The organism is Acinetobacter tjernbergiae DSM 14971 = CIP 107465 (assembly GCF_000374425.1).
In the GTDB taxonomy this organism is placed as follows: Bacteria; Pseudomonadota; Gammaproteobacteria; order Pseudomonadales; family Moraxellaceae; genus Acinetobacter; species Acinetobacter tjernbergiae.
Map to the genome: position 1 here is coordinate 14,736 of NZ_KB894357.1, position 26,955 is coordinate 41,690.

The following is a 26,955-nucleotide window of genomic DNA, read 5'->3' on the forward strand; positions in this document are numbered from 1 at the left end:
CCTCCCTTTGAAAAAGGGAGGTTGGGAGGGATTTATAAATATTTAATGTTTAAGGAACAAAAACAATGAAATTTACCGCAGAGCATGAAGCATTACGCCGTACCGCACGTCAGTTTGTAGAAAATGAACTCAACCCTTTCATTCCTGAATGGGAAGCAGCGGGACGTTTTCCGATTCATGACGTCTTTAAGAAAATGGCAGATTTAGGTTTGCTAGGTATTTGTAAGCCTGAAGAAAATGGGGGACTTGGTTTAGATTATTCGTATAACCTCGTGGTGGCAGAAGAATTAGGACGTGCAGCATGTGGTGGTGTGCCGTTGGCGATTGGTGTGCAAACCGATATGGCAACACCTGCACTTGCTCGTTTTGGTAGTAAAGAACTGAGAGAAGAGTTTCTGAATCCTGCGATTCGTGGTGAATATGTGGCATCAATTGCAGTTTCAGAAGTACATGCAGGTTCAGATGTTGCTGCAGTCAAAACCACAGCAAAAAAAGAGGGCGATGATTATGTGATTAATGGCAGCAAAATGTGGATTACCAATTCACTGCAAGCAGACTTCTTTTGCCTGCTTGCCAATACCTCTGATGACAAACCACATGTCAATAAATCGATGATCATTGTTCCTGCGAAGACTGCAGGCATTAGTTTCTCAGAACCATTGAATAAGCTAGGAATGCGTTCAACCACAACCGCCCAAGTTTATTTTGATAACGTTCGTGTACCACAGCGCAATCTGGTGGGTGCTGAGGGTATGGGCTTCATGATGCAGATGATGCAGTTTCAGGAAGAACGTATGTGGGCATGTGCAAATGCTGTCGGTGGTTTGGAAAATGTGATTCAACAAACGATTGATTACACGAAAGAACGTACCACCTTTGGTCAGCCACTGATTAATAATCAATATGTACATTTCCGTTTTGCTGAGTTGATGACTGAAGTTGAAGCATTAAAAGCGCTGACTTATCAAGCTTGTGAACAGCACATCGCAGGGGAAAATGTCACGATGATGGCTTCGATGGCAAAACTTAAAGCAGGTCGTTTAACACGTGAAGTCGCAGATAGCTGTCTGCAATATTGGGGCGGTAATGGCTTTATGTGGGATAACCCTGCTTCTCAACTTTATCGTGATGGTCGTCTAGGTTCGATTGGCGGTGGTGCCGATGAAATTATGCTGGGAATTATTTGCAAACTTATGGATATTTTGCCAAAGAAACAGAAAAACTAGCTACGTTGCTCTTGCAGCGTTAAAAATTGGCTCAAAATGCTCAAATATGAGCAAGGAGATAGCGAAATATATTTCGCCCTTGCGCAAGATATTCTGCGCTTTTTCGCCAATTTTATGCCTTGCAATAGCTACCTCGCTATACGTTTTTCTTATTGGATTTAGGACTTATAAAAATGCTAAATAATTTACAAGTAGATGAAAGTATCCAGCTTGAACAACAAGGCAGTATTTTAACGCTGTGGCTAAATAGACCTGAGAGTCGAAATGCCATGAGCCTCAATATGGTCAATGCGATTCAACAGGTTTTTACCCACATTGCAGATGATGTATCGATTCGTGCTGTGATTTTGCGTGGTAAGGGTGGGCATTTCTGTGCAGGTGGTGATATTAAGGATATGGCGGCTTTGCGTGTTGAAGCGGTGAATGCAGGTAGCCTACAACCCTATGTGGATTTTAACCGCCGTTTTGGCGCCATGATTGAACAAGTTGATCAAGCTCCGCAAACGGTTGTTGCAATTTTAGAAGGGGCAGTGCTTGGCGGTGGTTTTGGCTTAGCTTGTGTCTCTGATATCGCGATTAGTCGAGACAATGCCCAGTTTGGTCTACCTGAAACAGGTCTTGGGGTATTACCTGCACAAATTGCACCGTTCGTGGTGAAACGGATTGGACTGACTCAAGCGCGTCGTTTGGCGTTGTTAGGTTCACGTTTTAATGGTGAGACTGCGCAGAAGTTAGGTGTAATACATGAAGTTGTGCGTGATGACGTTGAGCTTGAGCAATTGCTTGCTGATACCATTCAACAGATCAAACGTGCTGCGCCGTTGGCATCTCGAAATACCAAAGCATTGCTACATCGAACTTTAAATGAGCCTTTAGATTCTTTACTTGACGATGCTGCACAGCAGTTTGCTCAAGCGGTTGGCGGAGTAGAGGGTCAAGAAGGTACGATGGCATTTATTCAAAAACGTTTACCAACTTGGACTGAGCAATAATGAAATTTTCAAAAGTTTTAGTCGCAAATCGTGGTGAAATCGCAGTTCGTGTGATGCAAACGGCCAAAGCAATGGGTTATCAAACTGTTGCGGTGTATTCAGATGCAGATGCAAATGCACGCCATGTTCAAGTTGCCGATGAGGCGGTTTATATCGGCGCATCTAAAGTTTCAGAATCTTATTTGTCGATCGCCAATATTATCGAAGCCTGCAAAAAGACAGGCGCAGATGCAGTTCATCCTGGTTATGGTTTCTTATCTGAAAATACCGATTTTGCCCAAGCTTGTACCGACAATGGTATCACCTTTATTGGGCCAAACGCCGCTGCGATTCATTTAATGGGCAGCAAACGTTTATCCAAAATTGCCATGATTGCAGCAGATGTGCCGTGTGTGCCTGGTTATGAGGGTGATCAACAAGATATTGAATACTTGGCTGAGCAAGCAGAAAAAATTGGTTTCCCATTGATGGTCAAAGCATCTGCTGGTGGTGGTGGGCGTGGCATGCGCTTGGTACACCAGTCTGTTGATTTGTTGGAAGCTTTAAAAACAGCACGCTCTGAGGCTGAAAATGCCTTTGGTTCAGGTGAATTAATTATTGAAAAAGCGGTGATTGCACCTCGTCATGTGGAAATCCAAGTGTTTGGTGACACACATGGCAACTATGTTTATCTATTTGAACGAGATTGTTCAATTCAACGCCGTCATCAAAAAGTGGTGGAAGAAGCGCCTTGTCCAGTGATGACACCTGAGTTACGTCAAAAAATGGGAGAAGCTGCGGTGGCGGCAGCAAAATCCTGTGATTATATCGGCGCAGGTACAGTTGAATTTTTACTGGATCAATCAGGTGAGTTTTATTTCCTTGAAATGAATACTCGTTTGCAAGTTGAGCATCCTGTGACAGAAATGATTACGGGACTAGATTTAGTTGAATGGCAACTCCGTGTCGCCAATGGTGAAACTTTACCCTTGCAGCAGCATGAGCTTACTTTAAATGGACATGCGATCGAAGTACGCTTATATGCCGAAGATCCACGTCAGGATTTCTTACCACAAACAGGCAAAGTGTTGCGATGGCAACCTGCTGAATTACCTAATGTGCGTATTGATCATGGCATGTTAGAGGCGGGCGAGATTAGCCCATTCTACGATCCAATGGTGGCGAAGGTGATTGCTTATGGCAAAACTCGTCAGGATGCAATTCGTCTGTTAGCTCGTGCAGTAGATGATTGTGTCTTACTCGGTGTAAATAGCAATAAACAGTTTTTGGTTAATTTATTACGCCATCCAATTATTGTGGCAGGGGATACCAATACCGCATTTATCCAGCAGCATTTTCAGGATGACGTCAGCCTACATCAACAAGTTCCAACCCTTGAAAGTCTAGCGATTGCAGCAACACTATTTGCGCAACACAAGGCTTCAAAAACGGCATGGCAAACAGGTATTGCAACGCCGCTACCTTTAAAGTTGAAATGTGCAGATCAACAATTGTCACTACAAGTCGATATGGATCAGCAGCAAGTCACCGTACGATTATGTGATCAACACTGTACGATTCAGGTTGTAGAAATAACTGATACTCAGATTATCTATAACGTTGATGGTGTGCGCCGTAAATTGAGTTATGTACTTGATCAAAATCAACTCTATTTAGATGCAGCAAATGGTAATTTAGTGATTGAAAATATCACTTATGCCGCACCTGAAGCTGCTGAAGTAGTAGGGGATGGTAAAATCCGTGCACCGATGGATGGGGCGATTGTGAATCTATTGGTTAATGCTGGAGACACTGTTAGCAAAGGGCAAACCTTATTGATTTTGGAAGCCATGAAAATCCAACAACAAATCAAGTCGGATGTTGATGGTGTAGTGGATGAGCTGATTGGTCAAGTCGGTCAACAAGTGAAAAAACGACAATTACTGTTAAATGTTGTGCTTTCATAAAGCATATAAATTAAAAAGCTAGGTTCTATGCCTAGCTTTTTAATAGTTTTTCAACCGCGACAAGTGAGCTTGTCGAATTTCCCTTTAATTCTTGGGTTGCAAATTCAGCTAGTGCTTGCTCATGTGCCAATAAATATCGAAGAAATTCTTGAGTCGTTGCATCGGCATGTTGATTCATTCGCTCAAACGTTTCCATAAAAGGTTTTGTACCTTGTTTGAGTAAATGCATTGCAACTTTCCAAGGAAGCTTTGCCATCGCAATACCTGATGCTTTCGCTTGCAACTTAATGTGTGGTCGAATTGAAGCAGTATGACCCTGTTGCACTAAGAAATCTTCTAAACGTTGAAGTGTTTGAGTTTCCAGTTGTGCCAATGTTTTCCATTTTTGCTGCTGTTCTATAGAACGAGCATGTTGAGCAGCATTCAGAAAAATTAATTCTCCTAAGATTTCTGATTCAAGTGCAATATTTAAGTCATGTTGAAATTTTGGATAATTCATTCCTTTGATTTCCATCAATAATCTTAGTTTTCCTTCTTATAAATATCACAATATTTGGTTAAAACGTATATTAAACCATCCGTGTTCATGACATAGATGGTTATTAAAAATAATGATTAAGAAAACATCTTGAGACGTAAATCTTGCAAACGGGTTTCATATTGTTTTTGCCATTCTGCATCAGAAAGCTGTGATTTTAAGGGCTGCATTTGTTGTTGGAGCTGTTGCACGGCTTGCTGATATTGATTAACCTGCTGCTGCTGTTGAACTTCACGTTGATCACGAAGTTGAATATCGTGTCGTTCTTGTTCGGTTAAATACTGCTGCTGCAATTTTTGTTTCAAACTTGCAATCTCAGCGAGATTATTTGAACTTTGATTCAGTAATTGAATCGCTTGTTCATAAAGCCCCATTTTGTTTTCCTGTTTCGTTGCATCAGGATATTGACGCTGTAATTCCTCAAAAGCTTTTAGACGCTGTTCCGCACTCAGATTTTGATTCTGAACCAAATCATTATAGGCAAAACGATAGTCTGCATAATTACGTTCTTGCCCAAAACCAAGCATTGCTTCGGCTTGCCCTAAAGTCTGTTCTCTGAGTTTCCACAATGCTTCGAAACGTTGTTTAGGCGATAAAGAAGTCGATAAGACTGTACTTTGCATTTGTTGCTCATATTGCGGCATACGCTTAAGTAAATTTTCAACTAAATGCGCAAACGCTTGATCAGGATAATTGGCTAATGCTTTTGCTAAAGCTGCATTACAATCAGTCACTGTACAATTCGCCTTAAAATTATTAAGGAATTCTGTGATATTGCCAGGCTGCTGCTGTAATACTTTCAGTTGCTTTAATAAAGCGTCTTGCAGCAATTCATCCTTATTTTTATTTGACATATTTGCATCGTTCATCTGTACAGATGAATTTTCAGATGATGAGGTGGATTTGGTTTGCTGAATTGCAGCGGAAGAGGCGGTGCTCTTCCAAACTACAATTCCGACCAAGACCACTAAAACAATAATAATTGTCAGCAATAGTCTTTTATTCATACAGCATCCTGCTTATGGACTGTAATTAAATTGTCCCATTACAGGGAAATGGTCTGAGAGATCCCAAGTCATGTATAAAGGATCAGCTGTGGTACGTAAAATACGAACATCGTTACGAGATTGTGTAGGTTGGCGATGTGTATTGGAAGCCACCACATAATCTAAATATTCAACGGCAGTGCCACCTGAACCAGCCGCACCTGCTAATTTATTGACACGTGGATCAAATGTCGATGCGGTATAACCTGTACTTGGCGCTGCTGTTGCGTTGAGATTAGTCAGCATATTTTGATAATCTTGAGGCCATAACAGCTTATTGACATTGAAATCACCACCCATCAATACTGCATCAAAACTTGGAATATTTTGTTGATTGACTAACTGGCGAATTTGCTGGAATTGGACTTGGCGAAGGGCACGTGCTTCATCGGTATCAAATGATGCGGTGTGTGTTGAAGTCACATGATAGGCTTTACCATTTTTAATGATTTCAGCATACAACACACCTTTATCAGCAAAACAATCCGTTCCTGTACAGTCTGGATAGATTAATTGTGCAGTTTTCACGATTGGGTAGCGGCTGACGATCACGAGACCACTATCAAATAAGTTATATCCTGAACCCACAGGGATATGAGTTTGATATGGATATTGCTGAGCGAGTTGATTCAGCATACCTGTACGAGAAGAAGCAAAAGCCTCTTGCATCATAATCACATCGTAACCATTCAAATGATTCGGTAGTTCAGCTAAACGCTCACTAATTTTGCTTGCGACCATCGGCAGAGCATAAACATTATAAGTCAGTACTTTTAATTCATCTGCGCTACTGGATACAGGTTCTTGCACTGTATTTTGATGAATCGTGTAATGGAAGTCATCATATCCACCTGTATATTCAGCTTTCACAGCAGCTTGTGCAGATAACCCCGCATAGTTGGTATTGATACGATGCACATCACGATCTGAATACCAAGGAGATGTGGTGGTCGCTGTTTGAATCCCATGTTTAATCGTACTGCCAGACCATGTACCTGTCATGGTTTGCTTTAAGGTTACTTGGGAATTACCTGTACTCACGACAGTATCGAAATTATAAGTTTTTCCAGACTTTAGACCCGTATAACGATTGATACGCAACACACGCTTGGTTTCGTATGGAGCAATTTGTGTTGCTTCCTGTGCCCATTCATTCCCTTGTTGTAAAATATGTGTACCTGTTTGATTAATTTGAACAGATACTGTTTGTGGTGTGGTATTGGTCACAAATACATAAGAATCAGCTAAAGCATTTTGCGTTGCAAAACTTCCTACCAGTAGCGCTACTCCAGCGCTAAGTTTTAAGCTCGTCAGCCCCATAATACATCTCTCCATAGTGCATAATTTTTGATGAACAAAGGACAATTGATAATTATAAAATATTCATTTTCGAAAATTTAACGATTGTTATTTGTTCAAAATAAATAATAATGAAAATATGTTGCTAACGCATGTAAATAGCTAACCATCTGTCTGAACTTATTGTTAATTATTTGGTTTTATTTTTTATTAACGAGACTTTTATCAAAGTATGTGGATAAATTGATGAGTTAATATAGTGCTATTATTTTCTTAAATGAAATAATTTGGTGCTATTTTGAATTATGGTGGTGCGTTTTTATTATATGGACATAACTAAAAATATATGTTTAAGGCAATTATAACCATAAGAATTTGGTTAGATTGAATGTTCTACTCTGAAAATGAAAAAATCTGAAAGGATTGATCACTTTCAGATTTCTATAAGAGGAAAATTAAGCTTGATCTGCATCAACAATTGCTGCACTAGCTTGTTTTAAGCTGTAAAGTAACTGTCCTAAAAGAACATCTTTATTACTTAGTGTTACCATCACCATCGGGTGGTGAGGTGCGGGAATGGAGGTCAGAATTGCTTTCCCATTTTCAGCATCAAGGGTAATACTTTGACATCCTGTCAGTTGGATTTCATTTAGGAATGCACTGACCATTGCCAAAATAGAACTACTAACAGCTGCTAGTTTTGTGCTGTTGTAAGGATTCTTTTTGTAAATAGAAGCGAGCTCAAATCCATCTGTCGAGCAAAGCATAATATAATCAATACCTCGGATATTGGTTAATATTTCGCTTGCTTGAGCTTTTGCCAAATGAATAAGTTCTTTTGGCGCTGTACGTTGTTGACTTGGAATACTGAACATAATTCTTCTCTTTATAAAGTTATTAATTAGTTGCTCGTAAATTCACTTCCAGAGCTGCAATCAGTGATTCGACCATAAGTAAAATGTGTTCTTGTTTTCGTGCATCAATAAAAAATAAAGGATATTGATACTCATTTTGGATTAACCAATCTCTGTAAATTGAGGTTGCTTGCCCTTTGTTCTCATCAATATGAGTAATACCAATTGATATGTTTTTTGTATAGTCTTTAAATGTATCTAGATATCCTTCGAGTTCTTCAAGTGCAACCTTACTGTTATGGTCAACCAAAATAATTGCGCCTAAGGCACCTTGGCAAATCACAGGCCAAATAAAGTCAAAACGTGCCTGACCTGGTGTTCCGTATAGTCCAATTTTCGCACCGTCATCAAGTGTAATTTCCCCATAATCAATACCTACTGTCGTTTGCATTTTATTATGAGCCTGACTGTCCGTATTAAATGCTTCAGTTGCGAGTACAGGGACTTCTGAAAGTGACTTTATTGCCTCAGTTTTTCCTGCACCCATACTTCCAGCAAATACGATTTTATATTGTTGTAGAATCATAGAGTTCCTTAAAGCCCAAATCGGCGTCTAATTTTGCCGAAAAATTTATTCAAAAAATTATCTTGTTCAGTGGGTTGTTCAGGAGCTTCTGATTTTAAATAATGGCTCTCTATTGCTGGAATAATACCACCATTATTAGAAATGATGCATGCAGAAACAAATTGCTGAACCGTTTGTATCGGGAGTTTTAATTGTGTTGCCACCTGAGAAATCTGAGCTCCTTGTATAAAACATGCTGAAAGTAGCAATGTGATTTTTCGATCTACACTTTGAGTTGGTTGAGGCCAATATTCAATTTTAAAATATTCGTTTTCATGAGGTGCAATCTGTTGGAACTCTAAAGAATGCCAAAATAAATTCCATAACCAGTCTTGTAGGTCATATTCAACTTTACGCGAGACCTTAGTGAAATCAAAAGTAGTCGCAAATTCATAATTGAAGCTATGGTTAGTTTGGGTTTGTGTGCGTGTTGGTTCCAACCAAGCAATTTGACTACGGGTATCAATAATCGCTAAAGTTCCGTGATCATCAAACACATGAAGTCGTGCATTTTCAGGATTTAACATTTCTGTTAAGAACTTTTCATTTATAGCATTGTGTGTTGATGTTGTTTTAATTTCAGTTTGTTGTGCCTGTTGATGTGAAAGATAACTAAGAAGCCGAAGATGAATCCAGTTTTTTAAGGCATCTGTTTGTTGAAAAGGCAGGTAGAGCGTATTATTTTCCTCTATATTGCAAACACCGTGTCCTTTTGAAACTCTTAAACAAGGTAGTTTTTTTTGCTCAATTAGGCGTTGAATACCATCAGTATCGAAAAAATTTTCATTTATTAATAATAAGTCTATATTTGGATCGGCAATGTTAATCCAGTTAATGCCAAATTCATTCGGTATTGTTTTTCTAAGTTCTATTTTTAATTCATCTGAAACTTTTAAACTTATACCTGAAATTGCGATATTAATGCAATGTCCATTCATAGTATCACTTTAATATTTTATAAAACATTGGAATGTAAAAAATTAGTCTTAACCTTAGAGACTAATAATAGACCTCTTGTAAATTTTTATTTATTTTAGTTAAATATAAAATATACAAGAAGTCTAATATATTAAAGATCTTACAGTTGCTAATTAAGCAAAGTCTAATTCTTTTTCGAATGTTTTCAGTTCGTGACGAGCCATTGCTAAATTTGATTTACTGCGGTCTAGTACGAGGTAAAGGAAGAGATTACCATTGCTTTCCAATGGGCGAATTAAGTGATATGCCTTACCAAGTGTAATAAGGATATCTTCAATATCATCGTTAAGTTTAAGTGAGTTTGCAACACGGCGTTTTGCTCGAATAACTTCGGTATTACCCGCTGCTGCTAGTTCTAAGTCGATTGAACCCCCACCTTGGGTTGCCAACGCTAAGCCGCTTTCCGTGTCTACTAACGCTGCTGCGACGAAACCATCAATATTTGTTAAGCTTTCTAATGAAATTTTAGCCATGATATTATCTCTACTTATGCATCTTTGTTTATGAATTTATATTCCCTACTTTTGCTTTAGATTATTTTTCAAAAGTAGTTAATCTCATTATAGGAAACTCTTTTATTAAATCAATAATGCTTTTTTATGATTAAAAGAAAACGAGTGCTAGTAATTGACAATTTTTGTCAAAAAAATAATTTAAAAGACGAAGTAAGGATGGTATTTTGTTTTTATTGTGATTTTTATCACATTAATCGGTTGTTTTGAATGGTATTTTGGATTGTAAATAAATGTAAAATATTTTTATTAATATGATTTAAAAAATATTTTATTAAATTTTAAATGGTAGTAAGTTAATGATAAAGAAAGGTTTTGATTTCCTTTATCATTTTGGTGAAATTTAGTTTGTAATCAATTGGGTGTACGAACAATATAAAAATAAAAGGATGAGTAATGCAACGAAGGGTGCAGCAATGCAAGACCATATAGGGGTAGTTTGTTTTTCTTCTTCAAATGCTAACGTATACTCAGTGTTAGGCTGCGCATGTTGTACCATTTGATTAAACTCCTGCATTGTCGATTCTAAAGAAATTTCTTGTTGTACAGATGGTTTTGAACCAATCAGCTCAGTTAACTGATTGGTTGACCATACCCAATCTTCGGCTTGCCCTGACAAGTGTTCAATTTGTCCTAGAAGTAATTCAGTTAAACCTATTTGACCAAAGCTTCCTGTTTTATCAAGCTGGTTTAATTCTGAGAATTGAAGGGCTAGTACTTCTGAAATCGTTGACTCTAGTTCTGAAGCACTCAAAGTAGATTGATTATGCGCGGAAGTGGTCAGGTGGCGCGCAATCCCTTGAATATAAAGTGGATCAGATGTTTTAATTTCTTGGTACAATTTATTCTTATCTTGCTTCCATAGGCTGATGAGCTGCCCAAGTACAAGCGTATTTACTTCATCAATAAACAACAGCTTTTCTTTGCTAGAATATTGATTGAAGAGTTGTGGTTTTTGAATTTTAATTTGTTCTGAAAAATATTGAACTAAGTCAAATGCCATCGTATATATCCTCGTTTTAATCTAGAATTCTTAGAGAAGGTTTTTTCTTACTTGGTTTAACTTCTTTTTCTATTTCGATGGTTTGAGTCTCAGGTAAAGTTTGAATATCGACATATTCATTTGGTTCAAAAAATAGACCTTGACCATTTTCCCTTGCGTATATACCTAGAACAGCACGAATAGGGACATAAATTTCTTTAGATACACCGCCAAATCGAGCTGAAAAAGTAATTGCTTCATTACTCATATGTAGTTGATGAACTGCATGAGGTGCGAGATTTAAAACAATTTGCCCATCTTTTACGAATTGTTGGGGTACTTCGGTATATGGTTGGGTTGCATCAACCAATAGATAAGGAGTGAGTTGGTTATCGCAGATCCATTCATAAATGGCACGTGCAAGATAGGGGCGTGTAGGCGTGAAGGTTGGTTGCTCAGACATGATGTATAAACTAACTAAATCATTGAAATTAATTCATTGTAGCTGTTTTTTTCTTGTGCTGTCATTGATTTAATAAAAGAGGGGCGGTTAAAGATACGATGACAATACAAGAAAATAGGGCGGCAATGCTGTTGAGGAAGATCAATTCCCATGCTTTTTAGGCGTATAAAAATAGGTGCTAACATACAATCCAAAATAGAAAATGTCTCGGACATGAAAAAAGGGAAATGTTGAAATAATGGAGTGAGTGAAATGAGAGTATCTCTTAGTTCTTTTTGAGCTTTTTGCTTTTGTTTGAAATCTAGAGTATCAGAATGTCTAAGCATTTGATCAGCGAGCTTGAACCAATCTTGCTCAAATCTCCAAATATACTGACGTTGTTCCGCTCTAGCCATAGGTGCATCAGCATAAAGCTTATTTTGACGATAACGATCATCTAAATATTCAGCAATGACATTACTTGAAAATAATTTTAAGTTTTGTTCAATCAACATCGGAAGTTGATTGTATGGGTTGAGATCGGCTAAATCCTCATCTTCGTGATCTGTAATAATCAGTTGATATTTGATTTGTTTTTCTGCTAATAAGAAACGAATCCAGTGTGAGCGGAAATCATCTGCATGACTGTAAAGCGTAATGCCTTGAACTTGCGTATTTTCAACCGATGACATATCACAAAGCTAGAGATATAAACGGTTTAGCATACTAAAAAAATGCCTGAAAAGCATCTTAGAATTATTAAAGTTATCTAAAATAAAAAACCTCGGAAAAATCCGAGGTTTTTGTCCAATTCGTAAAACGATTAACGTTTAGAGAATTGAGGACGTTTACGTGCTTTACGTAAACCAAGTTTCTTACGTTCAACTTCACGAGCATCACGAGTAACGAAACCAGCTTGACGAAGAGCAGGTTTTAAAGTTTCGTCAGCAGCGATCAATGCACGAGTAATACCGTGACGGATTGCGCCAGCTTGACCACCGATACCACCACCTTTAACAGTGATGTAAAGGTCAAATTTTTCAGTAACTTCTAAAAGCTCTAAAGGCTGACGCACAACCATACGAGCAGTTTCACGACCGAAATATTGCTCAAGTGTACGGTTGTTAATTACGAGTTTACCTGTACCAGCTGATAAGAAAACACGTGCAGTTGCGGTCTTACGGCGACCTGTACCATAATTAGTAGCCATGTGCTGTATCCCTTAGATGTCCAAAACTTGTGGCTGTTGAGCAGTATGTGGGTGCTCAGTACCAGCGTACACTTTCATTTTTTTGATCATTGCATAACCAAGAGGACCTTTTGGTAACATACCTTTAACAGCTTTTTCTAAAACTGCTTCAGGTTTATGAGCAATTAACTTTTCGAAGTTAGTCTCACGGATACCACCAGGGAAACCAGTATGGCGATAATATTTCTTATCAAGCGCTTTTTTACCAGTCACTTGAACGTGTTCAGCATTGATCACAACGATATAGTCGCCAGTGTCAACGTGAGGAGTATAAGAAGTTTTGTGCTTACCGCGTAAACGACGAGCGATTTCAGTCGCAAGGCGACCTAAAGTTTTGCCAGAAGCATCAACAACATACCAGTCATGTTGAACTTCAGCTGGCTTAGCGCTGAGAGTTTTCATTAAACCACTACCTATTATAGTTGGTTTGGACGGTGGAATCTGTCCAAACAAAAGGAGACGAAATTCTATATTAATTTATAAAAGCACACAAGGAAAATTCACGCTAGACGCCATAATTTGCTCTAATGTGACTGTTTTGGTAAATAAGACGACCTTAATTTTAGGCAACATTTTTCACCTTGTGAGTGAACCTAATTTCCCCTATTATTTTTCTACCAATTATTTGAAATAAATAGAAGTATTTACCTCTTCTCTCGGGGAATTTGATGGATTTGTCGTTTTCTACAAAAATTGTTGTAGTGACATTGCTAATAGGGGTTTGTTCTACACAGACAAACGCACGACGATTATATAAATGGGTCGATCAGGGGAGTGTCACCAATTATTCAGAATTTCAGCCTAAAGAAGGATCAAGCCGTAAAGTTGAAGTATTAGAAAGTCGTGGGGAACATGTTGATCCAGCCATGATGGTGACAGCAGAGATGAAAGCAATAGAAATTCCGGACGATCAAACTAATTTACTAGGGCAGCCGTCTAATCCTACGGCTCAACATGCACAAACACCGCAACCTACAACACAGACAGTGGTAAAACAAGGGGTAATAGCGGCGACGCCTTATGCACGTCCACAAAATACCGTGGCTCCTGTAACACCTACAACAGAAAAGAAAGAGCCACAGCAAGTAGCGCAACAGCTTCATCCTGTTGAAAAGAAAGAAGTCGTTGCGAACCCTTTCATTGAAAAGCCAAGTAGCACAGTCGCTGCCATTGAAAAAAAAGAAGAAGTTGTCGTTGCTGTACAGCCTGAGAAAAAGGTGCAACTTAAAATTAACCCTTGGACACGTCAGGTTGAATTTGTACCTTCTAATCTAGTACCAGAAAATTTGCCAAAGACTAAAAATCATCCATAGTGTCATGCAGTTCTAAAAAGGAAAAGCTATAGCTGATTTTAGATTTTCGTTACACTATGCAGAAATCAAAAAATGATTGGCGGTTTGTATGCTTCCTTTGTATGTCACGTCAGGTGAGCCTGCTGGAATTGGACCTGACATTTGTCTGAGTTTGGCAGAGCGCGTAGATTTACGTCCTATTGTTATTCTTGCTGATATGGAAATGTTGCGGCAACGTGCGTATCAGTTGGGGCTAAATGTTGAATTGATCCCTTATCAAGGACAGGCCGAATCTAGTTTGCAAGGACAATTATTGGTTGAAGATGTTCCTTTAGCTGAAAAAGTTATATTAGGACAATTAGATTCTGCAAATGCAGCCTATGTACTCGAACAATTGCGTCGTTCCGCAGATTATGCGATGTCAGGGCGGAGTGTTGGTGTTGCAACAGCACCAGTACAGAAGTCGATTATTAATGATGCAGGCATTGTATTCAGTGGACATACTGAATATTACCAAGAGTTTGCAGATGTTGATCGTGTTGTGATGATGTTGGCAACCAAAACGCTTCGTGTTGCCTTAGCCACAACACATTTGGCTTTGCGTGATGTGCCTGATGCCATTACCAAAGAACGCTTACATCAAGTGATTGATATTCTGATTCATGATTTAAAAACCAAATTTAAAATTGCTGAGCCACGTATTTTGGTTTGTGGCTTAAATCCACATGCAGGTGAAGATGGTTATTTAGGGCGTGAAGAAATTGATGTGATTAATCCCGTCTTAGAAACCTATCGGGCGCAGGGGGTTCATATGAGTTTGAGTTTGCCTGCTGACACCTTATTTACTCCCGAAAACCTAAAAGATGCTGATGCCGTTTTAGCGATGTATCATGATCAAGGCTTACCTGTGCTAAAATCACAGGGTTTTGGTGAAGCAGTAAATATTACTTTGGGCTTGCCATTTATTCGAACTTCTGTCGATCACGGTACGGCCCTTTCTCTTGCAGGCACTGGACAAGCAAAAGCATCGAGTTTGCATGTTGCGGTGGATTTAGCACTTGATTTAGCAAGAACTTCCTTTACGAAGCTATAATCGCTTCTCACCTCTTTATAAAAGAGGGGGGATTAAGTTTCAAATATTGAGTATAAATGTATGTATCAAATTAATGCCCTAAACCCTAAAGATGAAGGGCATCAGGCTCGAAAACGTTTTGGTCAAAACTTTTTACATGATCAACGTGTGATTGCCAAAATTGTACGCTCAGTGAATCCACGTACAGGCGAGAATATCGTTGAAATTGGTCCTGGTTTGGCTGCATTAACCTCTCCATTAATTGGCGAGTGTGACGCTCTGACTGTGGTTGAACTTGACCGTGATTTGGCAGCAGGTTTACCAGGTCGTGTGCCACATCCTGAACGTCTAACTATTATCGAAGCTGATGCATTAAAATACGATTTCACTGCGCTATTTAAAGATGGTCATCCACTTCGTGTTGTCGGTAATCTGCCTTATAACATTTCTACGCCTTTGTTGTTCCATCTCTTGGAGTTTGGTGACAAAGTCAAAGACATGCATTTCATGTTGCAGAAAGAGGTGGTAGATCGCATTACGGCTGTACCCAATACGAAAGAATACGGTCGTTTATCGGTCATGATTCAGTATTACTGTAAACCAACATTTTTGTTTGAAGTACCACCAGGTTCATTTAATCCACCACCTAAAGTGACCTCTGCGGTCTTCCGTTTAGAGCCTTATGCAATCAAACCGATTGTGGCAAAAGATGAAAAGGCATTAGCTCGTTTGGTTGGACATGTATTTACCCAGCGCCGTAAAACTTTACGCAATAGCTTAAAGGGAATGTTGGCTGAAGATGGCTTTGAAAAAGCAGGGGTTGATCCGATGGCACGACCAGAAACCTTGAGTTTGGCTGATTTTGTTGCCCTATCTGATCAGATGGTATCTTAACAATGTCTAAACGCTATAACTATGTCATTGGTGATGTTCAAGGCTGTTTCGACGCATTAAAAGTGTTATTGAAAGAAATACGTTTTGACCCAGACCAAGACTTTTTATGGTTTGCGGGTGATTTGGTTGCACGTGGTGAAAATTCGGTAGGGGTGCTGCGCTTTGTTAAGAAGTTAGCAGATCGTGGGACTGCGGCAACCGTTCTCGGCAACCATGATTTGACCTTGATTGCCTGCGCCCGCGGATTCAAAAAAGCCAAAGCCAAAGATCATACTCAGGATATCATTGATGCAATTGATGGCGATGAGTTGATTGATTGGCTGCGTAAACAGCCATTGAGTTTAACCCCAAATGAACAAACTTTGATTACCCATGCAGGTGTTCCATGTATTTGGAATGCAGAAAAAACCATTGCGCTTGCTCAGGAAGTTCAATACGCGGTAGGACATGAGGATTTATCTGTTTTAGATGCATTCTTGGTTGAAATGTATGGTGCTCAACCTGATTTGTGGTCGGATGATTTAACAGGCTCAGCTCGTTTGCGTTGTATCACCAACTATTTAACACGTATGCGTTTGACGGATGTTGATGGGCGGCTAGAGTTTGAATTTAAAGATGCGTTAGACGCACCGATGCCAACAGGGTTTAAGCCGTGGTTTGAGTTTGAAAGTCAAGCAGCCCAAACCCATCAACTGATTTTTGGACATTGGGCGGCGTTGCAGGGCAAAACCATTAGCCAGAAAATTCAAAATGTCGATGGTGGTTGTGTTTGGGGGCAACAATTGGTGGCTTATCGTTTAGAAGATCAGCAGCTTTTTGCAGTTGATAATCCTTTAGTAGAATAAGAGTTTGAATTATTATTTTATTTAATGCCCCATCTAGATTTTTAAGATGGGGTCTTTTTATTTGGATTGTCAATAAACTGTCATGTGCTGATCATTAAAGTGTCAAAAAACATTTATAAACTAAAAAGTATGAAAATAACGACACAAATGGATGGCGATATGCAAAGTACATACGCGACATCTCTATTAAAGAAAGGGGAGTTTCCTGATAATTTTAAATTTTACTTTAAAAGGAAACAACTTAAAAATACACTAAATGAATTATCTGAACTTCGTGATTTAGTTCGTCCTCGTTTAAGAATTGCAATCGTCACTGAAACATGGCCGCCTGAAATTAATGGCGTAGCTCTGTCAATGATGCAGTTATGTCAGGGCTTGCAAAAACTTGGGCATAAAATTTTATTGGTACGACCTGTACAAAAGGAAGAGTGCACGGAGTTTCGTCCAGAACAAGAATGTTTGGTGCTGTCTCAGCCCATTCCTAAGTATCCGAGTCTTCAATTTGGTTGGCCGCAATATCTTAAAATTTCAAAAGCTTTTGAAAAGTTTGCTCCAGATGTGGTGCATATCGTCACAGAAGGGCCTTTAGGACTGACTGCTTTACAGGCAGCTAAGAGCAGAAAAATATCAGTATCAAGTGGTTTTCATTCTCCATTTCAGGATTTTAGTCGATTCTTTGATTTGGCATTTTTAGTAAAACCAATTCAACGCTATTTAACATGGTTTCATAACAGTACCGATGTGACCTGTGTTCCTAGTCAATATACTGAACAAGCTTTGCGTAGTTTTGGTGTGACTTGTCCTTTGGTCGTAGTTGGTCGTGGGGTGGATACCGTTAAGTTTTCGCCAAAGTATCGTTCACAACAACTACGACAACAGTGGGGTGTCGATACCAATACGCGTGTGATGTTGTATGTCGGACGTTTATCACCAGAAAAGGAAGTGGATGTATTAATCAAAGGCTTCCATGCATTACAAGCACAACAAGGTACAAATATTAAGTTTGTGATTGTCGGGGATGGGCCTGATCGCGTTCGGTTGAGCAAATTGACAACATCTCATGATGTGATTTTTACAGGAAGCCTGAGCGGTCGTGAACTTGCAATGGCTTACGCAAGCGCAGATGTATTTACCTTTGCAAGCCAAGCAGACACGTTTGGTAATGTGGTTTTAGAGGCAATAGCGAGTGGTTTACCCGTGATTGCCTATGATTATGTATGCGCGCATCAGCATGTTAAGCAAGGCGTGACAGGGTGGTTGACGCCACTCGGGCAGACTGATGCATTAATTCAATCCATTTGCGATCTTCCTGAATTGCCACAATTGAGGCAAATGGGGCAACTGGCGAGTGAAAGTGTGCAAGAAACCAGTTGGCAGTTTCCTGTACAACAATTAGAACAAGCGCTTTATCAGGTGGTGAAGGAGTCTCCCATGACTTTTACCTGACGTATCCTCAGAAAGGAGAACAGTATGAATTTTCAGAATGCAAAAATAAAAATACTCGATCTTGATTTAAAATGGTGCGTATACCTCAATCATCTCTCACAGTCGCAACGTGTCGCCTTGTTTTTTAAAACGATTAGTCGTTTAGGTGATGGGCCATTTTGGTATGCCATGTTGTTATCAGTCTGGATAAAGCAAGGTTTGGCATACGGTCTGCAAATTTTATATTTGCTGGTTGCTGGTTCTGTTGGCACGGTGATCTATAAATTTTTAAAACATCAAACTACACGTCCAAGACCTTATCAGGTTCATCAAGTGATTATCTTGGGCGATCGACCGCTAGACCACTTTAGCTTTCCATCAGGTCATACTTTACATGCGGTAATGGTCACCATTACTTTAGGTTATATCCAACCATTTTTACTTACGTTAATGTTGCCATTCACCATCTTGATTGGGTTGTCACGTATGGTTTTAGGTTTGCACTATCCAAGTGATGTTGTCGTTGGTGCAATGATTGGGGCATCGGTTGCAAGTGGAATTATTTTATTCGCACCGAGTTTGAATATCATTCTATAAGTGTTTTAACGAAAATTTAGTCATAGAACACTATTTCTTAAATCTTGTGATTTGTTAAAGTACGCTCAATCACACTCATTTATTTAGGTTGTTGTATGGGCTTACGTTGGACAGATACGATTGATATCGCAATCGAACTTACTGAAGCACACCCAGATGTTGATCCACAATGGATTCGTTTCACTGATTTGCATGCATGGGTTTGTGCTTTGCCAGATTTTAAAGATGACCCAAATAAGTCGACGGAAGGTTTGCTTGAAGGCATTCAAATGGCTTGGTTGGATGAAGTTCGTTAAAAAATTATCAGAAATCGCTGAACTTTTACAGATTCAAGCTGATTATTAGCGATGACATCGGTATAATGCGGCAAATTTTTTAGTTTACCCATAAATAGGAGTCAATCATGGCGATTGAACGTACTTTATCTATCGTAAAACCAGATGCAGTTTCTAAAAACAACATCGGTGATATTTTTGCTCGTTTTGAAAAAGCGGGTTTAAAAATTGTTGCAACTAAAATGAAACACCTTTCTCAAGCTGATGCTGAAGGTTTTTATGCTGAACACAAAGAACGTGGTTTCTTTGGTGATCTAGTTGCATTCATGACTTCTGGTCCAGTTGTTGTTTCAGTTCTTGAAGGCGAAAACGCAGTTCTTGCTCACCGTGAAATCTTAGGTGCTACAAACCCTAAAGAAGCGGCTCCAGGTACAATTCGCGCTGACTTCGCTGTAAGCATCGATGAAAATGCTGCTCACGGTTCTGACTCAGTTGCTTCTGCTGAGCGTGAAATCGCTTACTTCTTTGCTGATAACGAGATCTGCCCACGCACTCGTTAATCCAAAGTATTCAAGCCAGATAAGTGGTATACTACTTATCTGGTTTTTTATTTTTTATAGATTGAGTTGTGTGAAAACTGCACAACATTTTCTAGCGCTGATATCGTTTAGGTAAATATACATGAGTTCTGTAGTGGTCGTTTCATCAGAAAATTTAGATGAAAAACAACAGTCTTTAACTACGTCTGTCGTTCAAGCTGCCGATAAGAAAGTAAATTTACTTGGCATGTCGCGAGCTGAACTAGAAAAATTCTTTGAAGACTTGGGTGAAAAGAAGTTTCGTGCGAGTCAAGTCATGAAGTGGATACACCAGTTTTTCGTAACTGATTTTGCTGAAATGAGCAATATTTCAGGCAAGTTACGTGAAAAATTAGAAAAGATTTGTGAAATTAAAGCGCCTGAAGTTGTACACCGTAATTATTCTAAAGATGGTACACGTAAGTGGGTGTTCCGTGTTGGTGAAGGTGAAGGCTCTTTAGTCGAGACGGTACTGATTCCCGCAGAAGATAAAACAGGTGCGCGTAAAACCTTATGTATTTCTTCGCAAGTGGGCTGTGCGTTGGATTGTTCATTCTGTTCGACTGGAAAGCAAGGTTTCCAACGTGACCTAACTCCCGCAGAAATTATTGGTCAACTTTGGATGGCAAATTATTCCTATATGGAAGATGTGCCCGTTGCAGAGCGTGAACGTACAGTGACCAATGTGGTGATGATGGGTATGGGTGAACCTTTACTTAATTACGATGCCGTACTCAGTTCAATGCGGTTAATGTTAGATGATTTTGCCTATGGCATGTCTAAACGCCGTGTAACTTTATCGACTTCTGGCGTTGTTCCAAAGATTGATCAGTTGGCACAAGATATTGATGTCGCTTTGGCAATTTCGTTACATGCGCCAAATGATGAATTGCGAAATGAACTTGTTCCAATCAATAAAAAATATCCATTACAACAATTGATTGCTGCTTGTCAGCGTTATTTAACCAAAGATGGTAATGAAAGTGCACGCCGACATGTCACGATTGAATATGTGATGTTGGAGGGGGTGAATGATCATCCAGAACATGCACAGCAACTGTTAAAATTATTGAAAAATTTACCAAGTAAAATAAATTTGATCCCATTTAACCCATTTCCACATGCACCTTATGGGCGTTCAAGTCGTAACCGAATTATTGCATTCCAAAAAACTTTGTCGGATGCAGGATTTGTGTGTACGATTCGTCAGACACGTGGTGATGATATTGATGCGGCGTGTGGTCAATTGGTAGGGCAGGTTGCTGACCGTACTCGCCGTGCTGAACAGTGGCAGAAGAAAGTGGCGCAACGACAAGAAATTTTGCGCACACAAGGATAAAACTTGGGGATAAAGCGTTGAATACAACTCGACTAAAATCGATTATAGCACCAACTGTTGTATTTACAGTATTAGGCTTAACAGCTTGCCAATCTACAACATTAAAGAAAGACCCTGAAAAGGCAGTACAAGTTCGCACTCAACTCGCTGCTGAATATATTCGTACCCGTGAATTGGATTCAGCCAAGCGTTCTCTTGATCAAGCTCTAAAAATTGATTCGCGTGATGCAAATGCCAATATGATGATGGGAATTTTACTGCAGCAAGAAGGCAGTAAGCTAAATATGGAAAAAGCAGAAGCTTATTTCAAGCGTGCCATCTCATCTGAACCCGATAATGCTCAAGCTCGTAATAATTACGGTACATATTTGTATCAAATGCACCGTTATAATGAGGCAATCGAGCAGTTTAGCCACGCAGGTGCAACCTTGGGTTATGATCAGCGATTCCAATCACTGGAAAACCTTGGGCGAATTTATTTGAAATTAGGCGATGTTGCGAATGCTGAAAAGTCATTCAAGCAAGCATTGCAAGCGAATCGAAATGCAACGATTTCAATGTTAGAGTTGTCAGAAATTTTCTATTTGCAGCAAAATAATAGAGATGCATCGCAGCTATATGAACAATATGTTCGTAGTGTGGGACAAAAAAATCAAGGGGCGAGAGCACTTTGGATTGGCTTGCGCATTGCTCGAGCGAATGCGGATCAATTAGGAATGCAAGTATTGGTAAATCAATTGCGTGCATTATTTCCTGATAGTCCAGAATATCAACGTTATTTGCAATTACAGCACAGTACTGAGGCCGTATGGAAATAAATCCAAATTCACATCAGCCAACTGGTTCAAACTCATTTTCTTCAACATTAGGGAATATTCAACGACCTGGTGAATATTTGCGTCAAATTCGTATTGCACAAAAGAAAGAACTTGAAGAGATTGCAAACCTACTGAATATGCCGATTAAAACTTTGACGGCATTAGAGCAAGATGATTATAAGTCATTACCGGAAGCAACTTTTATCAAAGGCTATTATCGTGCCTATGCGAAATGTTTAAATGCTGATGCGAGTGCTATTATCCAGCGTTTTGATGAAATTTATGTCAATGATACTGGATTAAAAGCGAATCATGCCTTAAATAATTCTCCTATTAAAATTATGGGGAAATTGTCTGGTTCGAAAAGTGTACGTAACCGTAAGTGGTTGAAACGTATTTCTATTTTTGCTGTTATTGTGATTCTTGGTTGGTTGGCAGTCATGGCTGTTCAGAATTGGACATCAAGCCATAAAGATGAAGCGGATGTTCCAAAGGTCAAGAGTTCAGATGTTGAAATTCTTCCAATCGGAAATAGCTCAACAGTAACATCAGGTGATCAATTAATTTTGAATTTTAGTCGACCAACCTCGGTGCATATTGTAGATGCAACAGGTAAAGTATTGGCAACAGGTCGTCAAGCATCTACATTAACTTTGAGTGGTGAGTCACCATTCCAAATTCGTTTAGATGACGCAACAGCCGTATCCTTGACTTTGAATCAGGAGCAGATATCTTTGGCTCCATATACTGTCAATGGAAAAGCAGAATTCCGTTTGTCTCGTTAATGCCAAAGAGTAGAGCTATACGATGATTGTGAATCCAATTAAACGCCGTCCAACTCGTAAAATTCGAGTGGGTTCGGTGTATGTCGGTGGTGATGCCCCGATCAGTGTCCAAAGTATGACCAATACTGAAACCTGTGATGTCGATGCAACAGTGGCGCAAATCCAGCGTTGTGCAGATGCGGGCGCAGATATCATGCGCGTGTCTGTGCCGTCAATGGAAGCCGCAGAAGCATTTGGTGCAATTCGTAAACGTGTTTCGGTACCTTTGGTTGCAGATATTCATTTTGATCATCGTATTGCACTCGCTGTAGCTGATTATGGCGCAGACTGTTTGCGGATTAACCCTGGCAATATTGGCTCGGATCAGAAAGTACGTGAAGTGGTTGCCGCAGCCAAACATCATGGTATTTCGATTCGTATTGGGGTCAATGCAGGGTCATTGGAAAAAGATTTACAAGTCAAATATGGTGAGCCAACAGGACAAGCTTTGCTTGAATCTGCAATGCGCCATATTGATATTCTAGATCGTTTAGATTTTCATGAATTCAAAGTTAGCGTCAAAGCATCAAATGTGTTTTTAACCATGGACGCCTATCGTTTATTATCTCAACAGATTGATAATCCATTGCATTTGGGTGTCACTGAAGCTGGGATTTATCGTACGGGTACGGTGAAATCAGCGATTGCGTTAGGTGGATTATTGATGGAAGGCATTGGAGATACCATGCGTATTTCGCTTGCTGCTGAACCTGAAGATGAAATTAAAATCGGTTTTGATATTTTAAAATCGTTGGGCTTACGTTCCAATGGTATTAACTTTATTGCTTGCCCAAGCTGTTCACGTCAAGAATTTAATGTGATTCAAGTGATGCAGGCTTTGGAAGAGCGTTTAGAAGATATTCGTACGCCGATGGATTTATCTGTCATCGGATGTAAAGTGAATGGTCCTGGTGAAGCGAAGGAAGCGGATATTGGGATTGTGGGGGCTTCTCCGCGTTCACTGGTCTATAGAAATGGTGAGAAAAGCCATTTAATTGATACAAATCAGTTGGTTGATGAAATTGAAACAATGGTTCGTCAACGTGTTCAAGAGCTTGAAGAAGCTAAATCTAAAGAAATTATTCGTAGTTCATCATGAGTTCAATCGTCGCAATCAAAGGTTTTAATGACACCCTTCCAACACAAACTGCTGCTTGGAGAAGTCTTGAACAACAATTGGCATCTTTGATGGATGCTTATGGCTATCAACAAATTCGTTTACCGATTGTTGAGCAAACTAACTTATTTAAGCGTGCGATTGGTGATGCCACTGATATCGTTGAAAAGGAAATGTATACCTTTTTCGATAAAGGTACGCCACCAGAATCATTGACCTTACGTCCAGAAGGTACGGCAGGGTGCGTGCGTGCAATGTTGGAACATAACTTACTCCGTGGTGCAACGCCGCGAGTGTGGTATGTGGGTCCAATGTTCCGCTACGAAAAACCACAAAAGGGTCGTTATCGCCAGTTTCACCAATTTGGTGTTGAAACTTTTGGCGTCGCAACGCCGGATATTGATGCTGAAATCATTTTAATGACAGCACGTTTATGGAAACGTATGGGTGTTGCAGCCAATGTCCGTTTAGAACTCAATACGTTGGGTGAAACGGATGAGCGTGCTGAATATCGTGCCGCTTTAGTTGAATTCTTGAATCAACATAAAGATGCACTGGATGAAGATTCACAACGCCGTTTAACCACCAATCCATTGCGTATTTTGGATTCTAAAATTGAATCAACGCAACAGATTTTAGAAAATGCGCCGAAGTTGCATGACTTCTTAAAAGAAGATTCAATCAATCACTTCCAACAGTTACAACAGTATCTCACTGATGCGGGCGTTGAGTTTGTGATTAACCAAAAACTAGTCCGTGGTTTGGACTACTATAACAAGACTGTTTTTGAGTGGACAACAACGATGTTGGGTTCGCAAGGAACAGTTTGTGCGGGTGGTCGTTATGATGGTCTGGTTGGACAGTTAAAAGGTAAAGCTGATCAATCTGTTCCTGCTGTTGGTTTTGCAATGGGTATGGAACGACTATTGTTATTGCTTGAGCAAGTCGAACAAACTAAAGACGTGCGTGATTGTGAAATCTTCTTATTGGCTGAACCTGCATATCAAGCAAAAGCCTTGGTTTTGGCAGAGCAAATTCGCGACCAGCTAGAAGCTGCAAATAGTAAGATCCGTTTGAAAACAGGATCTCAAGGCAGTATGAAAAGCCAGATGAAAAAGGCTGATCAATCTGGTGCGATTTATGCTGTGATTTTGGGTGAGCGTGAGTGGGAATCACAGCAGCTTTTAGTCAAAGAGCTTGCAACTGCTGAACAGGCGCAAGTATCTTTGGCTGAACTTACGCCATTTTTTATCGAAAAATTTAAACAATAAATTGTAAAATATTTAGGAAAAGGACAGTCACATGAGTTTAAGTGATGAAGAACAATTCGACCAATTAAAGTCGGTTGCTAAAAAATATGGTTCTGCCATGATTAGCGGGATTCTCATTGCATTGATTGCCTTTTTTGGGTGGGAATACTGGCAGCAGAAAAAACTTGCTGATGCTCAGAATGAAACAGCCAAAGTACAGAAGTTAATGGATGAAGCTAAAGTTGCATCTGGTCAACCAAATGCTTTGGCAACAGTTTCTGAAGCAGCCGATAAGATTGTGAAGGATGATGCAAATTCGGTTCACGCAATTCAAACCCAATTTATTTTGGCGAAGCTTGCTTATGATAAACAAGACTATGCTGCTGCTGAAAAAGCATTAAAGAAAGTTGAAAACTCAAAAGTCAAAGATGCGGGTCTATTGCAAATTGTCAAAATACGCTTAGCAGATTCACAATTAGCACAAAAGAAATATGATGAAGCACTGAAAACCCTATCAAATGTAACCGAACCTGCATTTAAGGCAACAACAGAAGAGCTACGTGGTGATATCTTTGTTGCGAAAAAAGACACAGCATCAGCTCGAAAAGCGTATCAAAGTGCATGGGATAGCTTGATTGAACGGAAACAAGAGCGTCAGCTTTTACAAATTAAACTCGAAAGCGTTGGTATTTTAGTAGATGATCCTGAAATTGAACGCCCGATCTTAAATACCAAAGTGGATGAGTCTTAATGCAGAATAAACTAAAACTACCTTTGGCAATTGCAATTGCGTCAGCTTTATTGGTTGGATGTTCAACCAATAAAGTAAAAGAAGCGAAACCTAATCCATTGCCAAAAATTGCCCAAGCACAAAGTTTAAACCTTGTATTTTCACAAAGTGTTTCGTCGACTGATGCAGCAGAAGCTTTACGCTTGCAGTTGGATACAGACAATGGTGTAATTTTTGCGATTGACCCTGATGGTCAGGTTTCTGCTTATAAAGGCAAACAACGTCTTTGGAAAAGTAAAATTACCAAACAAGAACTTACTGCTGGTGTAGAAGCAAGCCAAGGGATTGTGGTGATTGGTAATCGTAAAGGTGAGTTATTTGCTCTAGATCAGGCAACAGGGGCTCAAAAATGGACTGCAAAATTATCAGGTGCCATTTTATCTCCATCTTTGATCCAAACTGGGCGTGTGATTACGATTGCGAATGATGGGACGGTATTTGCTCATGATGCGGTAACAGGACAGCAAGTTTGGGCATATAAACTTCCCAATGTTCAGTTTAGTTTACGTGGTCAACCTGCACCTGTTCGTTTAGATGATCGTACGGTTATCGTTGCCTCTGCGAATGCTTATGTTTATGCATTGGATGTGATTAGTGGCGTACCACGTTTCCAACGTCGAGTTGCAATTAGCGATGGTCGCTCAGATATTCAACGTTTGATTGATATTGTTGGTGATCCAGTCGTTTCTGGGCAATATCTAGTAACAACAAGTTTCCAAGGTCAGGTTACGGTGACTGATCTCGCAACACAGCGTGTGGTGTGGAGTGAAGAAGCGAGTAGTACCAATAGCCCTGAAGTTGTAGGCGATAAAGTATTTGTTTCGACCACTGATGGTAAATTGAATGCTTATAACTTAGCTACCGGTGAACTACTTTGGCAAAATGAAGAATTACTCAATCGTCAGCTGAGTAATCCAGCAGCACTTGGGCAAAACCTTGTTGTAGGGGATTTAGATGGTGTGATCCATTTGATTGATCCAAGCTCAGGCAAGTTGATTGGTCGTGCTAAAACCAGCGGCGAAGTTCGTTCATTGCGTGTGATTGACAATCAGCTTTATGTCGCAACTCGAAAAGGTACACTAAGCATTTGGCAGAATCGTTAATTTTGCCTTAGCTTGTGCTAAAATGCTTAATTAGCTATTGCTAATAA

30 protein-coding genes are annotated in these 26,955 nt (G+C 39.6%); 18 read left to right on the top strand and 12 right to left on the bottom strand.

The window, feature by feature from the left end; all coding sequences use genetic code 11:
* The first annotated feature begins 65 nt into the window (after nt 1–65).
* The 3 genes from C502_RS0104695 to C502_RS0104705 all read left to right on the top strand — a co-directional run bounded on the left by C502_RS0104695 (nt 66) and on the right by C502_RS0104705 (nt 4,164).
* Complete coding sequence (locus tag C502_RS0104695) at nt 66–1,226, top strand: acyl-CoA dehydrogenase family protein (protein WP_018677693.1); 1,161 nt, start codon at nt 66–68, stop codon at nt 1,224–1,226.
* A 173-nt stretch (nt 1,227–1,399) separates the two neighbouring features.
* Nucleotides 1,400–2,218, top strand: a complete 819-nt coding sequence (locus tag C502_RS0104700) for an enoyl-CoA hydratase/isomerase family protein (protein ID WP_018677694.1) — start codon at nt 1,400–1,402, stop codon at nt 2,216–2,218.
* Nucleotides 2,218–4,164 (top strand): acetyl/propionyl/methylcrotonyl-CoA carboxylase subunit alpha, encoded by a 1,947-nt coding sequence (locus C502_RS0104705; RefSeq protein ID WP_018677695.1) that lies wholly within the window; start codon nt 2,218–2,220, stop codon nt 4,162–4,164. The genes C502_RS0104700 and C502_RS0104705 overlap by 1 nt, the downstream gene beginning before the upstream one ends.
* Before the next feature lie 31 nt (nt 4,165–4,195).
* Here C502_RS0104705 and C502_RS0104710 read toward each other — a convergent pair whose 3' ends face one another.
* From C502_RS0104710 to rplM, 12 genes are all read right to left on the bottom strand, one after another.
* On the bottom strand, nt 4,196–4,663 hold the full coding sequence (locus C502_RS0104710; protein ID WP_026315740.1) for a hypothetical protein: 468 nt from the start codon (nt 4,661–4,663) through the stop codon (nt 4,196–4,198).
* 116 nt (nt 4,664–4,779) lie between these two features.
* On the bottom strand, nt 4,780–5,709 hold the full coding sequence (locus tag C502_RS0104715; RefSeq protein WP_018677697.1) for a lipase secretion chaperone: 930 nt from the start codon (nt 5,707–5,709) through the stop codon (nt 4,780–4,782).
* A gap of 12 nt (nt 5,710–5,721) precedes the next feature.
* Entirely contained in the window at nt 5,722–7,068 is a 1,347-nt protein-coding gene (locus tag C502_RS0104720; protein ID WP_018677698.1) for a sphingomyelin phosphodiesterase, read from the bottom strand.
* A gap of 434 nt (nt 7,069–7,502) precedes the next feature.
* Nucleotides 7,503–7,922, bottom strand: coding sequence for a roadblock/LC7 domain-containing protein (locus C502_RS0104725; RefSeq protein ID WP_018677699.1), 420 nt, complete (start codon nt 7,920–7,922; stop codon nt 7,503–7,505).
* A 22-nt stretch (nt 7,923–7,944) separates the two neighbouring features.
* Nucleotides 7,945–8,487, bottom strand: coding sequence for a GTP-binding protein (locus tag C502_RS0104730; RefSeq protein WP_018677700.1), 543 nt, complete (start codon nt 8,485–8,487; stop codon nt 7,945–7,947).
* An 8-nt stretch (nt 8,488–8,495) separates the two neighbouring features.
* On the bottom strand, nt 8,496–9,464 hold the full coding sequence (locus C502_RS0104735) for a hypothetical protein (protein WP_018677701.1): 969 nt from the start codon (nt 9,462–9,464) through the stop codon (nt 8,496–8,498).
* A gap of 153 nt (nt 9,465–9,617) precedes the next feature.
* Nucleotides 9,618–9,977: a roadblock/LC7 domain-containing protein gene (locus C502_RS0104740; RefSeq protein WP_004802620.1), complete on the bottom strand. Its 360-nt coding sequence runs from the start codon at nt 9,975–9,977 to the stop codon at nt 9,618–9,620.
* 382 nt (nt 9,978–10,359) lie between these two features.
* The gene (locus C502_RS0104745) at nt 10,360–11,019 is read right to left on the bottom strand and encodes a hypothetical protein (protein WP_018677702.1); all 660 of its coding nucleotides are present in this window, start codon (nt 11,017–11,019) and stop codon (nt 10,360–10,362) included.
* A 16-nt stretch (nt 11,020–11,035) separates the two neighbouring features.
* Nucleotides 11,036–11,461 carry a ClpXP protease specificity-enhancing factor gene (locus tag C502_RS0104750; protein WP_018677703.1) on the bottom strand — a complete coding sequence of 142 codons (426 nt, stop codon included), beginning with the start codon at nt 11,459–11,461 and terminating at the stop codon, nt 11,036–11,038.
* A gap of 14 nt (nt 11,462–11,475) precedes the next feature.
* Complete coding sequence (locus C502_RS0104755; protein ID WP_018677704.1) at nt 11,476–12,132, bottom strand: glutathione S-transferase N-terminal domain-containing protein; 657 nt, start codon at nt 12,130–12,132, stop codon at nt 11,476–11,478.
* A 131-nt stretch (nt 12,133–12,263) separates the two neighbouring features.
* Nucleotides 12,264–12,650 carry a 30S ribosomal protein S9 gene (gene rpsI, locus C502_RS0104760; protein ID WP_004640839.1) on the bottom strand — a complete coding sequence of 129 codons (387 nt, stop codon included), beginning with the start codon at nt 12,648–12,650 and terminating at the stop codon, nt 12,264–12,266.
* Between the two features lie 12 nt (nt 12,651–12,662).
* The gene (rplM, locus tag C502_RS0104765; protein ID WP_004802631.1) at nt 12,663–13,091 is read right to left on the bottom strand and encodes a 50S ribosomal protein L13; all 429 of its coding nucleotides are present in this window, start codon (nt 13,089–13,091) and stop codon (nt 12,663–12,665) included.
* 266 nt (nt 13,092–13,357) lie between these two features.
* On the opposite strand from rplM, the gene C502_RS0104770 reads away from it, so the two are divergent.
* The 15 genes from C502_RS0104770 (at nt 13,358) to bamB (ending at nt 26,908) form a co-directional block, all read left to right on the top strand.
* Entirely contained in the window at nt 13,358–14,002 is a 645-nt protein-coding gene (locus tag C502_RS0104770; protein ID WP_018677705.1) for a hypothetical protein, read from the top strand.
* Between the two features lie 88 nt (nt 14,003–14,090).
* A complete protein-coding gene (pdxA, locus tag C502_RS0104775; RefSeq protein WP_018677706.1) occupies nt 14,091–15,074 on the top strand; it encodes a 4-hydroxythreonine-4-phosphate dehydrogenase PdxA in 984 nt (327 codons plus the stop codon).
* A gap of 60 nt (nt 15,075–15,134) precedes the next feature.
* On the top strand, nt 15,135–15,947 hold the full coding sequence (gene rsmA, locus C502_RS0104780; RefSeq protein ID WP_018677707.1) for a 16S rRNA (adenine(1518)-N(6)/adenine(1519)-N(6))-dimethyltransferase RsmA: 813 nt from the start codon (nt 15,135–15,137) through the stop codon (nt 15,945–15,947).
* A gap of 2 nt (nt 15,948–15,949) precedes the next feature.
* The gene (locus tag C502_RS0104785) at nt 15,950–16,792 is read left to right on the top strand and encodes a symmetrical bis(5'-nucleosyl)-tetraphosphatase (RefSeq protein ID WP_018677708.1); all 843 of its coding nucleotides are present in this window, start codon (nt 15,950–15,952) and stop codon (nt 16,790–16,792) included.
* 129 nt (nt 16,793–16,921) lie between these two features.
* Complete coding sequence (locus C502_RS0104790; RefSeq protein WP_171067611.1) at nt 16,922–18,238, top strand: glycosyltransferase family 4 protein; 1,317 nt, start codon at nt 16,922–16,924, stop codon at nt 18,236–18,238.
* Between the two features lie 24 nt (nt 18,239–18,262).
* Nucleotides 18,263–18,814: a phosphatase PAP2 family protein gene (locus tag C502_RS0104795; protein ID WP_018677710.1), complete on the top strand. Its 552-nt coding sequence runs from the start codon at nt 18,263–18,265 to the stop codon at nt 18,812–18,814.
* Between the two features lie 95 nt (nt 18,815–18,909).
* On the top strand, nt 18,910–19,110 hold the full coding sequence (gene iscX, locus C502_RS0104800) for a Fe-S cluster assembly protein IscX (RefSeq protein ID WP_018677711.1): 201 nt from the start codon (nt 18,910–18,912) through the stop codon (nt 19,108–19,110).
* Between the two features lie 107 nt (nt 19,111–19,217).
* Nucleotides 19,218–19,649, top strand: coding sequence for a nucleoside-diphosphate kinase (gene ndk, locus C502_RS0104805; protein ID WP_018677712.1), 432 nt, complete (start codon nt 19,218–19,220; stop codon nt 19,647–19,649).
* A 121-nt stretch (nt 19,650–19,770) separates the two neighbouring features.
* A complete protein-coding gene (gene rlmN, locus C502_RS0104810) occupies nt 19,771–21,006 on the top strand; it encodes a 23S rRNA (adenine(2503)-C(2))-methyltransferase RlmN (protein WP_018677713.1) in 1,236 nt (411 codons plus the stop codon).
* A gap of 17 nt (nt 21,007–21,023) precedes the next feature.
* Nucleotides 21,024–21,824: a type IV pilus biogenesis/stability protein PilW gene (gene pilW / locus C502_RS0104815; RefSeq protein ID WP_018677714.1), complete on the top strand. Its 801-nt coding sequence runs from the start codon at nt 21,024–21,026 to the stop codon at nt 21,822–21,824.
* Nucleotides 21,815–22,609: a helix-turn-helix domain-containing protein gene (locus C502_RS0104820; protein ID WP_018677715.1), complete on the top strand. Its 795-nt coding sequence runs from the start codon at nt 21,815–21,817 to the stop codon at nt 22,607–22,609. Before pilW ends, C502_RS0104820 begins: the two co-directional genes overlap by 10 nt.
* 22 nt (nt 22,610–22,631) lie before the next feature.
* Nucleotides 22,632–23,747 carry a flavodoxin-dependent (E)-4-hydroxy-3-methylbut-2-enyl-diphosphate synthase gene (gene ispG, locus C502_RS0104825; protein WP_004664888.1) on the top strand — a complete coding sequence of 372 codons (1,116 nt, stop codon included), beginning with the start codon at nt 22,632–22,634 and terminating at the stop codon, nt 23,745–23,747.
* On the top strand, nt 23,744–25,036 hold the full coding sequence (hisS, locus tag C502_RS0104830) for a histidine--tRNA ligase (protein ID WP_018677716.1): 1,293 nt from the start codon (nt 23,744–23,746) through the stop codon (nt 25,034–25,036). The genes ispG and hisS overlap by 4 nt, the downstream gene beginning before the upstream one ends.
* Before the next feature lie 31 nt (nt 25,037–25,067).
* Nucleotides 25,068–25,766 (top strand): YfgM family protein, encoded by a 699-nt coding sequence (locus C502_RS0104835; protein ID WP_018677717.1) that lies wholly within the window; start codon nt 25,068–25,070, stop codon nt 25,764–25,766.
* Complete coding sequence (gene bamB, locus C502_RS0104840; RefSeq protein WP_018677718.1) at nt 25,766–26,908, top strand: outer membrane protein assembly factor BamB; 1,143 nt, start codon at nt 25,766–25,768, stop codon at nt 26,906–26,908. The genes C502_RS0104835 and bamB overlap by 1 nt, the downstream gene beginning before the upstream one ends.
* Nucleotides 26,909–26,955 lie beyond the last annotated feature (47 nt).